Source organism: Wolbachia endosymbiont of Drosophila tristis (genome assembly GCF_028981745.1).
GTDB lineage: Bacteria > Pseudomonadota > Alphaproteobacteria > Rickettsiales > Anaplasmataceae > Wolbachia > Wolbachia pipientis.
Genome location: NZ_JAPQLN010000039.1, coordinates 1 through 11,787, shown reverse-complemented (window position 1 = coordinate 11,787; position 11,787 = coordinate 1). Strand labels below are relative to the sequence as shown.

The window sequence follows — 11,787 nt, the reverse complement described above, 5'->3', positions numbered from 1 at the left end:
TTATGACATACTGAAAATCGACTTCTTTTAGCAAATCACAAGCTCCATAGTGATCAGCCGTTACTGTATTTTACAGCTATGGCTTTTTTGCTGTTTGTATTCAACATTACATGCAATTTTCTTGTCTGTTCATAGCTGCGATACTTTCTATCTTCGCTATTTTCTTTGCTATGACCAGGAGTGTTGTTGTATATACTAATTCCTGTACTGTCTATAGCAATTTCGATATCTTCCATATTATTTTCTGCAATCATTGATCTTAATATTGAGTTTCTTTTGATGATTGTGAATAGCTGATAACTTGCAAATTTTTCCCAATTTGCTCAAGGTATCCTGCTATAAACCCAACTGTTTGCCTCAGGCCTATTCTAAATAAACAAGTTATTATGTGCACCAAAATTACAACTTTATCGCTATAAATATTGTTGCCACCTGGTATTTTTGGACCATTCTCGTACCACTTTTCTATGGCTTCGTTGATATAATGAAAAATATTTCCTCTTTTTTCTAGAAATTTGTTATATTCGCTATGGTTACTGACCCTCATTTTTTGTGGCATATTTTTTCTTTCAAGGTTAAATGGCTATTTTATAATGAATTTTGTCAGTAGCCACCAGATTTTTTCAGTTGCTATGCAACAAAGCCATCCCAGTGTCGGCTACTTGGATGACAAGAAGAGGGTACTTGGATAAGAGGCATTGCCCTCCTGGTAGGCCCAAATTGCAATGTCCGTACAGTTATGGATTCATTCGCGGTATAGATTCCGCTAATGAGTAGCGGAATGACGAATTTGTTGTTTTTCAAATTGTAGGTAAACCTAAGCCACTTTAGCTATATATAATAGAATTTCGCTTTCTACTATCTTTCCAGTTGTTTTATACATAATTCTCGAATTTTGAAAATTTGCTCCATATCTAATTTCTCACTTGTATAAAATTTGTTTTCTTACTTCGAGACCTAATCTACCACAACTTTTATATGGCGTTTCTTTCCTGCAGATAATTTTATAAATGGCTGATCTTTAAAGCTTTCGAAATTTATTACATGATCAATATTGTTTACAACATTATCATTAATCTTGCATCCGTTGCCCTGTATTAAACGCTTTGCAGCGCCTTTTGAAGGTTCAAAACCGGTGTCATGTAGTAGGTCTACTAAGGATATGCCGCTTGCAACTTGTTCTTTTTTTATGATGTAATCAGGAAGTAGTGAGCTATCTTCATTCTCAAAAGCAGAAATTGCAGCAAATTGTGCAAGTTCCGCTTCTTTGTCACCATGACATATTTTTGTCACTTCTGTTGCCAAGACCTTTTTTGCTTCATTTATTTCTTGATCCTTTAAAGACTCTAATTTTCTAATCTCATCAATTGGCACATCAGTGAGCAATCTTAAAAAACGTCCAACATCTTGATCATCAACGTTGCGAAAATATTGCCAGTAGTCGTAAGGCTTTAGCATATTATCATCAAGCCACACTGCTCCACTTTCAGTTTTGCCCATTTTTTTTCCTTGTGCATTTAATAAAAGAGGCATGGTAAGGCCAAATAGCTCAGGTAAATTCAACTTTTTTCCAAGTTCAATTCCGTTTACTATATTTCCCCACTGGTCTGACCCTCCAATCTGCAGACGACAATCATATTTTTTGTTTAATTCAATAAAGTCGTAAGCTTGCAATAGCATGTAATTAAATTCTAGAAAGCTTAAGGTTTGCTCTCTATCCAGCCTGGTTTTCACACTATCAAAACTTAGCATACGATTTACAGAAAAATAAGCTCCTATATCACGCAAAAAATCTATGTATTTTATGTTATCCAACCAATCTGCGTTATTTACTATCATTGCACCAGTCTTGCTGTCATTAAAAGACACCATTTTCTCTAATATTCTCCTTATACTGGATGTATTTTGATTGATGTTCTCTACAGGCAAGATGCTTCTTGCTTTATCTTTGAAGGATGGGTCACCAATTTTTGTTGTGCCACCTCCAAGTAAGACTATCGGCTTATAACCAAATTTTTGTAGGTGACAGAGCATCATAATCTGAATTAGGTGACCAGCATGAAGACTTGGTGCTGTGCAATCAAACCCAATGTATGCAACTATATAATTGCTCTGCAATAATAATTGATCTAGTCCTTCAATGTTTGTGCATTGGTATAGGTACCCTCTTTCTTGGATGAAATTTAAAAATTCAGATGCGTGTTTCATTTTATAAACCCCAGTCTATCCTGTCATTAATGCCGAAGGTAACCCTAATAGAGAAGCCAGTGCCCAGACACTGGAACTTAATTATAAACAAGCACACTATACAACGTTTCCGATGAAATTGCATGAAAAACTGGATTCCAGTGTCAGCTACTTTCATGACACCACTACCTGTGCAGGAGTTGCCTTCAAAATTACAACGTTTGTGCAGTTGTGCACCAGCTATCCAGGCAATCAGTTCCATAACTCTTCTATTTTATAATACTCCCTTACTTCCGGCCTGAATATGTGAACCATTATGCCTTGAAAATTCAAAACTACCCAATTGCCTTCATCCATACCTTCTACATCTATTTTATCATGTGGCTTGAGGCTTTTTATTACGTGCTCAGCTAAAGCTTTAACGTGACGGCTTGAATCACCAGATGCAATAATCATATATTTTGCAATAACGGTTTTATTCTGCACATCAAAAGTTACTATATCATGACCTTTATTTTGATCTATTATCTCTTCAATTGTACTTCTTATCGATTCCATATCGCTAAGCATTGTTTACAGGTTATATGATTCATTTATAATTATATACTCAAAATTTCTAAATATGAACTATTTTCAACGCAACTACTTGTTAAAGGTATTACCTGCATCTATTTTATCATCATGTTTTTAGCATGTACAATGTATATACTTTTTATATAATTGAAAATAGCTTTTTACTAGTATTCATTATGGGCAAGACTCTCATCTACTTAATCGGCTTTCCAGGCAGTGGTAAGTTTACTACTGCAAAGGAACTGTGTAAAATCATTGGTGCAGTAATAGTAAGCAATAATCTATTCAATAATATTATATTTGATATTGTTAAATTACAAAACGTTGAAGTTCCAGATGACCTATGGGAAAAAATTTTTGCAGTTAGGGAAAATGTATTAGCAATACTGGAAAAACACTACGTAAAATCAAAACATTATATATTTACAAATAAATTGATAGAGGGTGATCCCTATGACCAAAGATTATATAACTCAGTGGTAAATTTAAGTAAAAAAATGGACATGGAAATTTTTTCTGTAGTATTACATTGTAATAATGAAAAACTAGTAAGACGTGTCCAATCAGAAGAGAGATATCAGGAAAATAAAATTACTGATCCGGATTTTGCTATAAAGAAAATTGAAGGGAAAAGGCTATTTATACCTGAGGGTTCGCTTGAAATTGATAACTCGAACTTGAGTGCAAAGGAAGTTGCAAAGAAAATTGTTGAAGAGATGAAGAAAGAAAAAAATGGAAAATTAATTAAAACTTCTGTAACAAATCATTTAAAAACAGAGCGTACTCGTGGTTGAGCAGAAAGATAAGTACCGTCCTTGTGTTGGCATAATGCTATTTAACAGACAAGGACATGCCTTTATTGGAAAACGCTTTGATAGCGATTCTTACTGGCAGATGCCACAAGGAGGTGTTGATGATGGTGAGGAACTGGAACAAGCAGCGTTACGTGAGTTGCTAGAGGAGGTTGGTACTAATAAAGTAAAGGTTATAACTAAAAGCAAGGATTGGATATACTACAACTTGCCTGAAGAAGTTATACCAATATGCTGGAATGGAAAATATTCTGGTCAAAAGCAAAGGTGGTTCTTAATGAAGTTTTGCGGAGAGGATGAGGACATTGATATTAATTATACTGGTCATCCAGAGTTCAAAGAGTGGCGTTGGCAAGGTATAGATAGTTTAGTAGCCAGTGCTATATCATTTAAAAAAGAAGTTTATAAAACAGTGATAGAAGAGTTTTCTTCTATAATAAAAGCCTCAACAATAAGCTCATGATAGTAGATTCTCATTGCCACTTGATTTATTTTTCTGACGATGAAATACCAAAAGTAATTTCAAGGGCAGAGCAAAATGGTGTAAAGGTTTTGCATAACATATGCGTAAGCATTGACGATGTTCCTAAGTTATTAAAAATTTCTTCATCCTATGATCAGGTCTACTCCTCTGTTGGTATACATCCGCTTGATGCTGCTATAGAAAACGGTGAGTGTATACATGTTGATGAATTAGTTGAATTTACCAAGAACCAAAAGGTAATTAGTATCGGTGAAACCGGGTTAGATTTTTATAAATCTGACAACAAAGACAATCAGAAAAAAAGGGTTGCATTACATATAGAAGCGTCAAGAATAACTGGACTACCTTTAGTTATTCACACAAGAAGCGCTGATAATGAGATGATCGATATGTTAAGGTCAGAAATGAAAGCCGGTGCTTTTAGTGGAGTAATGCACTGCTTTGCTTCCTCTAAAGAACTTGCTTATCAATCTATAGATTTGGGGTTATATATTTCATTTTCTGGAATTATTACTTTTAAAAATGCGAGCTTACTCAGAGAAATTGCACAAAATGTACCACGCGAGCGTGTTTTAGTCGAAACTGATGCACCATATCTATCACCTGAGCCTTATAGGGGAAAAAAGAATGAACCAGCAATGGTGAAATACGTTGTTGATTGTTTGGCAGAGTTGTGGAATGAGTCACCAGAACAAGTAGCGAAGGTAACCACAAGCAACTTTTTTAGGCTGTTTGAGCTATAAAGAAGCTCTATAAAACCATTAATTTGCTTATGAACCTAAAGATTTCACCAGCTCTCTCACCGAGTTTACAGACTTATTAAACATTTCTTGTTCACTATCATTCATTTTAACTTCTAGGATCTTTTCAATTCCGTTTTTTCCAATAATTACAGGAACACCAATAAACAACTCTTCTACACCATATTCACCATTAAGGTAAGCAGCACATGGTAATATGCGCCTCTTATCTTTTAAATATGATTCTAACATGCATATAGCTGAAGATGCAGGAGCGTAGTATGCAGATCCAGACTTAAGCAGATCAACTATTTCTTTACCGCCATTGCGAGTGCGTTCAACTATTTCATCGACTTTTTTCTGTGTGATAAGACCCATATCGATAATTTGAGTAAGTGGAACTCCAGCAACTGAAGCACAATTGATTAGTGGTACCATAGTGTCGCCATGTCCTCCAAGCACAAAAGCAGATATATCTTCAACTGAGATATTTAACTCACTTGCAAGAAAGTAACGAAAACGGGAAGAATCAAGCACTCCTGCCATGCCAACAATCATATTAGTTGGAAGGTTTGAAAATTTATGCACCACTGAAACCATGGCATCCAAAGGGTTGGTAACCACTATTACAAACGCGTTTGGAGAATATTTTTTAATATTTTCGCCAACCTCCTTCATTACTTTAGCATTGGTTTGCAGGAGGTCATCCCTGCTCATTCCAGGTTTTCTAGCGATGCCAGCGGTTATTATAATTGCATCGGAGTTTTTTATATCTTCATACCTATTTGTGCCAGTAATATTGACATTAAATCCATCAATAGGGGATGATTCTGCTATGTCGAGTGCTTTACCTTGTGGTATTCCATCACTAATATCAAGTAAAACAACATCACCGAGTTCCCTTAGTGCAATCATATGGGTGAGAGTTCCACCGATATTTCCTGCACCGATTAAAGATATTTTTTTTCTTTGTACTGTCATTTTCTACTCCTTTGTATTTACTTTTATGGTTTTACCTTCCCAAGGCGATAAGCTATCAAACATACGAAAATCTTGCGGTAAATCTATAGGATTATACACAACCTTTTTTGTCTCTATATCATATCTTACTTCCTCATAACCAGTGAGAGGGAAATCTTTTAACATTGGATGACCTTTGAATCCATAGTCTGTTAGAATCCTACGCAAATCAGGGTGATCAGAAAACTCTATTCCATACATATCAAACACTTCACGCTCAAACCACAAAGCCGTACTAAATATCTTCGCTACACTTGGAGGCATGTCGCTTTCACATAACTGAAGCTTTATGTGTACTCTAATATTATGCACAATGCTGAGTAGATTGTATATTAGCTCGAAACGCTTCTCTCTATTTGGATAGTCAACCCCAAAAATATCAACTAATAGTTCAAACCTACACTTTTCATCATCACGTAGAAAGAATAGGTACTTTTCAATTTCATCTAAAGTTGAATATATTACAATAATGCCATCATCTTTTTGAATGCACTCGCATTTGGTCTTTTTTTGTATATACTTTGCAGTTTTATCCATTCCGAGTCCGTTTTATTTTGTTTTGTAGGCATAGCATTCCATATAGCAACGCCTCAGCGGTTGGTGGGCATCCAGGGACATACACGTCAACTGGCACAATTCTATCACAGCCTCGGACTACTGAATAAGAGTAATGGTAATAACCACCACCATTTGCACAACTTCCCATGGAAATAACATACTTCGGGTCTGCCATTTGATCATAAACCTTGCGCAATGCTGCTGCCATTTTATTAGTTAGTGTGCCAGCAACAATCATCACATCTGATTGACGTGGGCTTGCACGAAACATTATACCATATCTATCAAGATCATAACGGCTGGATGCAGTATGCATCATCTCAACTGCGCAACATGCAAGACCAAATGTCATTGGCCACAATGAACCAGACCTTGCCCAATTCATTACATAATCTGTTAAATCACCAAATTTAGTGACAAGAAACCCTTCTTTTTTATAAAGACCCCAGTCATCATTAGATAGAATTTGATTTGTCATAAACTACTCCCACTCTAATGCACCTTTACACCATTCATAGATAAAACCTATAGTGAGTATTGCAAGAAATACCATCATAGACCAAAATCCACCATAGCTTATCTTAGATAAAGAAACAGCCCAAGGAAAAAGAAAAACAATTTCTAAGTCAAATATTATAAATAATATTGAAACTAGGTAAAATTTAATGTCAAAATTTTTCCTTGCACTGGATAGTGGATTGAAGCCACACTCATATGTGGAAAGCTTTTCACCATCTGGCTTACTCACTGCAAGAAACATAGGCAATATACCTAAAGCAAAAGATACTACAATTGATACGCAGATAAAGATTACTATGGTTAAATATTCGCTCATTTAACAAAACATATAACACTATGAGTTTACATGCTTTCCTAACTTTTTACCACCTAAAATATGCACGTGAAAGTGTGGTACAACCTGCTCTCCATTTTCACCGTAGTTAGTGACTAATCTATATCCTGTTTTTTCTAGATTATATTTGTGTGCTATCTCTCTTACAGTTTTGAAGAAATCCGCTATTTCCTCTTCAGGAGCTTTTAGAATGAAATCATCATATGAAATATATTGATTTTTTGATATAACTAAAATATGAACTGGTGCGTCAGGGTACTTATCATGAAAAGCTAGTACATTTTCATTTTCATGTACCTTCTCACAAGGTAACTCACCTCTTAATATTTGAGCAAAGATGTTATCGCTATCATAAACTTCATTGCTCATATTTTAAGAGCGACCTTTCCCTCTTTCTTCGTTTTTCTCTACATTAGGTGTAGATAGTGGTTTTATCGCATCACCAGAAGCATCTTCAAGATTTAAAGAGCTTACAAGTTCCCTTACTTTTACCATGTCCTGCTGTTCTTTCAAAAAGGGTTCTATTCCACTTACCCTTTTTCCAGTAATAACTCCTGGTTGTAAGTGATACATATCCCCAGGAACAGTTAGACTATGATGTCTTTCCTCTATTTTTTTAGCTTCACTCATAATACTCCCCTATAACTTATTTTTGCATTCCACAACTTTGCGACTTACCTGCTTTTATAGCTTCTTGCGCCCATTTTTTCTCACCTGAAGCTATAGTTTCTGAAGGCTGACCAACATCAGACTTCACAACTTTGTCTGATGACTGCTTTTGATTATCATATTCCTTATACAATTTTTCTGCAATACCATACAGCAATTTTAAGTCTGTGTGAACTTTAAATTCTCCACCAGTAATTTTTGCTAGATCTTTAAGGTTACCGTCAACTTTTTGTTTAATTTCTTCAATAGCAAGCTTTTTTATCTCCTCTGGACTCTTTCCTTTATATTTAATGTCTTCAATTATTTTTTTAACATCAACTTCAATTACAATTTTATTTTCTTCTTTAAAGATAGTTATATTTGGCAGGTTTTGCTTTATTTCACCTAATCGTTCTGGCGTCAAATAGGGTATATCCCCTGTCAGAGTCCTTGATGCTAAAAAAGTTACCTTTCCTGTTCCTTTCTTTTGCTCCATTATTTGGACACCAAGATCCTCACTAGCTTGTGTGGTTTCTATAGGTGGATCATATTCTTCAAGTGGGTTGCCAATAATAGAACGTCCGCCATTTTTTATGTCGTGCCGCATTTCATCCCACGACTTAAACCAATTCTTTGGCCATATAGGGTACACTGCACCCTTGACTAGAACTTTTACACCTCTACCCAGAAAACTTCCTACTCCCGAAGCTGCATTACCAACTTTAGCTAGTATAGAAGTAGATTTTTCATTTTTTCCTGTGAACATACATACCTCCAAGGTACTTTCTACAACTAAATACATTTTAATTATAGACGAAAAAATTTAAACTTCTACATCCATTATAAGATAGAATTATAGGGATTGCAACCATTATTTGCACATTGTCTAAAACATGTAGTATTTTCGCTACTTTTATTGTTCAATTTATTATAAAGAATACTCTAAATTATGTTTAAATGGAACACAAATAATATCATTGATGCAACTGGCGGAAGAGACGTAAATGGTTGTAATTGGATACATAGCTCAAATATTTCAACGGACACAAGAAGCATAAAAAAAGGTGATTTATTTATTGCCCTCAAGGGAAAGAATTTTGATGGCCATAATTTTTTGCATGAAGCGTTTTTAAAAGGGGCTATCGCTGCAATAGTGAGTGAGGGTAAATATAAAAGTTTCCCTCTCATTATTGTACAAGATACCCTGAAAGCTTTGCACGATATGGCATCATATTACATTAGAAATGTTCTTATTGATGCTAAAGTTATTGCAGTTACAGGCAGTGTCGGAAAAACCACTACAAAGGATATGCTACACACTGTTTTATCGCAATATGGAGTGTCCCATGCAAACGAAGGTAACTTAAATAATAATATAGGATTGCCTTTGACAATTCTGAAAGCTCCAAAAAACTGCCAGTACTTAATTCTTGAAATGGGAATGAATAAAGCTGGTGAAATAAAAGAATTATCAAAAATTAGTAATCCGAATATTGCAGTTATTACCAACATCGAACCTGCACATACTGAAAATTTTTCATCACTATTTGACGTTGCACAAGCGAAGTTAGAAATTCTGTATGGTATGAAAAATAACGGTACTTTGGTTTTAAGCAGAGATAATAAATATTATGATTATCTCTCATCACACGCCAATAGAAATGTAATAAGCTTCGGTAAAGATAAAAATGCTGAAGTTTGTTTACTAAACTTAATAAGAAACGATGAATCTTCTGTCATTTCAGCACTATCTTCTGTCATCCCAGTGCTTGACTACTTGGATCCAGGAAGTTCAATTGCAAATGAGCATATCAGACGGTTGTATAATAAAGACTGGATTCCAGCGTCACGCGCTGGAATAACATCAAACCGAGTTGCTAATAGATTAAGTTTAAAAATCAGGCTGAGTGATAATCAAATTATAAACTGTAATTTACGTGTACAAGGTGAGCATTTTGCTTATTCGCTACTTGCTGTTGCAGCAGTTGTGCAAAGCCTCGGACTTGATTTATCAAAATTACCACTTGCACTTAAGAATTTTAGTGTAGCGAAAGGTAGAGGCAATATTCATAAGGTCAAATGCAATAAAAAATATATACATTTAATTGATGACTCCTATAACGCCAGCCCTGCTTCGATGAAAACTGCAATAAAAACTTTGAGTACATATTCTAATCAGAGAAAAGTAGCTTTGCTTGGTGATATGTTGGAACTTGGTGATGAAAGCATAGAGTTTCATACAGATTTGGTTAAGATTATCACAGAAAATAATATAGATAAAGTTTATACAGTTGGTAAATTTATGTTAGAATTGCATGAGCTTTTGCCAGATAATATAAGAGGCACGCATTTTAATGATTCTAATCAATTGAAAAGTGATTTAGCTAACATTATTCAGAATAATGACGCAATTCTAGTTAAAGGCTCACGAGGAATGAAAATGGATCTTATTGTACGGGAATTCGTAATAAAATATTAAGCGAAATCATTGTATTAATTTACAGTAACAAATTATTAGGAACTTTAATTGTGACAAAACGTGTAATTATTTTTGGTGGAACGGGGTTTATAGGGAAACACATCGTAAGACGCTTGGCAGCAGAAGGATATTTAATAAAGATATTCACTCGTAATCAGGAAAAAGCTGCTTGTTTAAAATTGTGTGGCAATTTAGGACAAATATCAATATTTAAAGGCGATTTTTTTGATGAAAAATCAGTTCTGGATGGTATGGAAGAATGTGATGTAGCTATAAACTTAGTGGGAATATTATATGAAGCAAAAAAGCACGATTTTTACGCTGTTCACGTTAAAATAGCTGAAAGGATAGCAAAAGCTGCAAAAATGAAAAATGTACCTATGATGATACATTTTTCTGCTATGGGAATAGAAAATAGCAAGTTGTCAAAATATGCCAAAAGTAAATTGGAAGGTGAAAAAGCTGTAACTTCAGCATTTCAAAAAGCAATAATAATTAGGCCAAGCCTTGTATTTGGTAAAGAAGACAACTTCTTTAATAAATTTGCAAGATTAGCAACTATTCTTCCTTTCTTACCACTAATTGGCAATGGAACAACTAAATTTCAGCCAATATGTGTAACAGACTTAGCTGAAGTGGTATATCGTATTATCAGTTTTAATAAGCAAGACAAGAAAATTTATAACATGGGTGGACCAAAGGTTTACTCTTTCAAAAGCTTATTGAAGTTTATTCTGAATGTTACTAACAGAAAGTGTTTGTTGATCAATGTATCTTTTCCAATGGCAAAGTTAATAGCTTTCTTTTTAGAAAATAAAATTATTTCTATGCTGCTAAAACCAATAACCGGAGATACGAACCCTATGCTTACTCAAGATCAGGTGAAAGTTATGATGAATAGTTCAATCGAAAAGTCAGTTGACCTTGAAACAATGAAGGTTCGACCATTAGCAATTGAAAATGTGGTGCCAGAGTACTTGAAGATTTATAGAAAGTATTGATAAAAGAGTGTGCCCGGTGGGATTCGAACCTACGACCCACAGCTTAGAAGGCTGTTGCTCTATCCAGCTGAGCTACGGGCACACAACATATATAAAATGCTTCTTAGTACAAGTGAAGTCAAGTACTTCGTGTGAATATGATGTTTATCTTGCGACACCTTGTCATTGCAGTTGTGTGTTGCGCGCTGCCAAAATTGGATGCGAGAAGTCTATTTATTTTAGAAAATATTATATAGAAACTTACTTGACACCCTTCGCCAGCGCCCTTATCATGATAGTGAAGCTATTGTATTTGCTTTCGCCAATCTGCAGATTAAAAGGTAAGGATTACTTAATGTATCCGCGTCTTATGTTCAATTTTTTGCAGTATATAGATACTGTATGTCTTTACAAAACTTCATCTACATCTAGATTTTTATCTAAATAAGCTGA

General features: G+C 34.8%; 15 protein-coding genes, 1 tRNA gene and 1 pseudogene. 5 read left to right on the top strand and 12 right to left on the bottom strand.

The features are described from left to right. From OZD64_RS06820 to rsfS, 4 genes and pseudogenes are all read right to left on the bottom strand, one after another. A pseudogene (locus tag OZD64_RS06820) lies at positions 1–559 on the bottom strand (transposase); the annotation flags it as partial. A 398-nt stretch (positions 560–957) separates the two neighbouring features. Next, the gene (gene tyrS / locus OZD64_RS01150) at positions 958–2,208 is read right to left on the bottom strand and encodes a tyrosine--tRNA ligase (RefSeq protein ID WP_007548582.1); all 1,251 of its coding nucleotides are present in this window, start codon (positions 2,206–2,208) and stop codon (positions 958–960) included. A gap of 1 nt (position 2,209) precedes the next feature. Next, entirely contained in the window at positions 2,210–2,449 is a 240-nt protein-coding gene (locus tag OZD64_RS01145; protein WP_010963049.1) for a hypothetical protein, read from the bottom strand. Beyond that, a complete protein-coding gene (gene rsfS, locus OZD64_RS01140; RefSeq protein WP_006279567.1) occupies positions 2,440–2,757 on the bottom strand; it encodes a ribosome silencing factor in 318 nt (105 codons plus the stop codon). The genes OZD64_RS01145 and rsfS overlap by 10 nt, the downstream gene beginning before the upstream one ends. Before the next feature lie 179 nt (positions 2,758–2,936). Here rsfS and OZD64_RS01135 point away from each other — a divergent pair, with 179 nt between their 5' ends. From OZD64_RS01135 to OZD64_RS01125, 3 genes are read left to right on the top strand one after another with little or no spacing between them, the layout of a single operon-like run. After that, positions 2,937–3,554, top strand: a complete 618-nt coding sequence (locus OZD64_RS01135; protein WP_274999151.1) for an AAA family ATPase — start codon at positions 2,937–2,939, stop codon at positions 3,552–3,554. Next, on the top strand, positions 3,547–4,035 hold the full coding sequence (locus OZD64_RS01130) for an RNA pyrophosphohydrolase (RefSeq protein ID WP_006279569.1): 489 nt from the start codon (positions 3,547–3,549) through the stop codon (positions 4,033–4,035). Before OZD64_RS01135 ends, OZD64_RS01130 begins: the two co-directional genes overlap by 8 nt. Further along, complete coding sequence (locus OZD64_RS01125; protein ID WP_274999150.1) at positions 4,032–4,799, top strand: TatD family hydrolase; 768 nt, start codon at positions 4,032–4,034, stop codon at positions 4,797–4,799. Before OZD64_RS01130 ends, OZD64_RS01125 begins: the two co-directional genes overlap by 4 nt. Before the next feature lie 27 nt (positions 4,800–4,826). Here OZD64_RS01125 and mdh read toward each other — a convergent pair whose 3' ends face one another. Genes mdh through OZD64_RS01090 form a run of 7 tightly spaced genes read right to left on the bottom strand, consistent with a single transcriptional unit; the run spans position 4,827 to position 8,641 of the window. Continuing rightward, positions 4,827–5,777: a malate dehydrogenase gene (gene mdh, locus OZD64_RS01120; protein WP_007548577.1), complete on the bottom strand. Its 951-nt coding sequence runs from the start codon at positions 5,775–5,777 to the stop codon at positions 4,827–4,829. Between the two features lie 3 nt (positions 5,778–5,780). Beyond that, positions 5,781–6,353 (bottom strand): NADH-quinone oxidoreductase subunit C, encoded by a 573-nt coding sequence (locus OZD64_RS01115; RefSeq protein ID WP_006279573.1) that lies wholly within the window; start codon positions 6,351–6,353, stop codon positions 5,781–5,783. Then, positions 6,346–6,852 (bottom strand): NuoB/complex I 20 kDa subunit family protein, encoded by a 507-nt coding sequence (locus tag OZD64_RS01110; protein WP_266408742.1) that lies wholly within the window; start codon positions 6,850–6,852, stop codon positions 6,346–6,348. The genes OZD64_RS01115 and OZD64_RS01110 overlap by 8 nt, the downstream gene beginning before the upstream one ends. Before the next feature lie 3 nt (positions 6,853–6,855). Beyond that, on the bottom strand, positions 6,856–7,209 hold the full coding sequence (locus tag OZD64_RS01105; protein WP_265044541.1) for an NADH-quinone oxidoreductase subunit A: 354 nt from the start codon (positions 7,207–7,209) through the stop codon (positions 6,856–6,858). Between the two features lie 18 nt (positions 7,210–7,227). Then, the gene (locus OZD64_RS01100) at positions 7,228–7,596 is read right to left on the bottom strand and encodes an HIT domain-containing protein (RefSeq protein WP_010082356.1); all 369 of its coding nucleotides are present in this window, start codon (positions 7,594–7,596) and stop codon (positions 7,228–7,230) included. Between the two features lie 3 nt (positions 7,597–7,599). Continuing rightward, positions 7,600–7,857 (bottom strand): hypothetical protein, encoded by a 258-nt coding sequence (locus tag OZD64_RS01095; protein WP_010082357.1) that lies wholly within the window; start codon positions 7,855–7,857, stop codon positions 7,600–7,602. A gap of 16 nt (positions 7,858–7,873) precedes the next feature. Beyond that, a complete protein-coding gene (locus tag OZD64_RS01090) occupies positions 7,874–8,641 on the bottom strand; it encodes a hypothetical protein (RefSeq protein WP_274999149.1) in 768 nt (255 codons plus the stop codon). Between the two features lie 183 nt (positions 8,642–8,824). Between OZD64_RS01090 and OZD64_RS01085 the strand changes: the two genes are divergently transcribed. Beyond that, positions 8,825–10,354 (top strand): UDP-N-acetylmuramoyl-tripeptide--D-alanyl-D-alanine ligase, encoded by a 1,530-nt coding sequence (locus OZD64_RS01085; protein ID WP_274999148.1) that lies wholly within the window; start codon positions 8,825–8,827, stop codon positions 10,352–10,354. Positions 10,355–10,404: 50 nt separating this feature from the next. Beyond that, positions 10,405–11,355: a complex I NDUFA9 subunit family protein gene (locus OZD64_RS01080; RefSeq protein ID WP_010082395.1), complete on the top strand. Its 951-nt coding sequence runs from the start codon at positions 10,405–10,407 to the stop codon at positions 11,353–11,355. An 8-nt stretch (positions 11,356–11,363) separates the two neighbouring features. On the opposite strand, the gene OZD64_RS01075 is transcribed toward OZD64_RS01080, so the two are convergent. Then, positions 11,364–11,437: transfer RNA gene (locus OZD64_RS01075), tRNA-Arg, on the bottom strand. Positions 11,438–11,787: the final 350 nt, after the last annotated feature.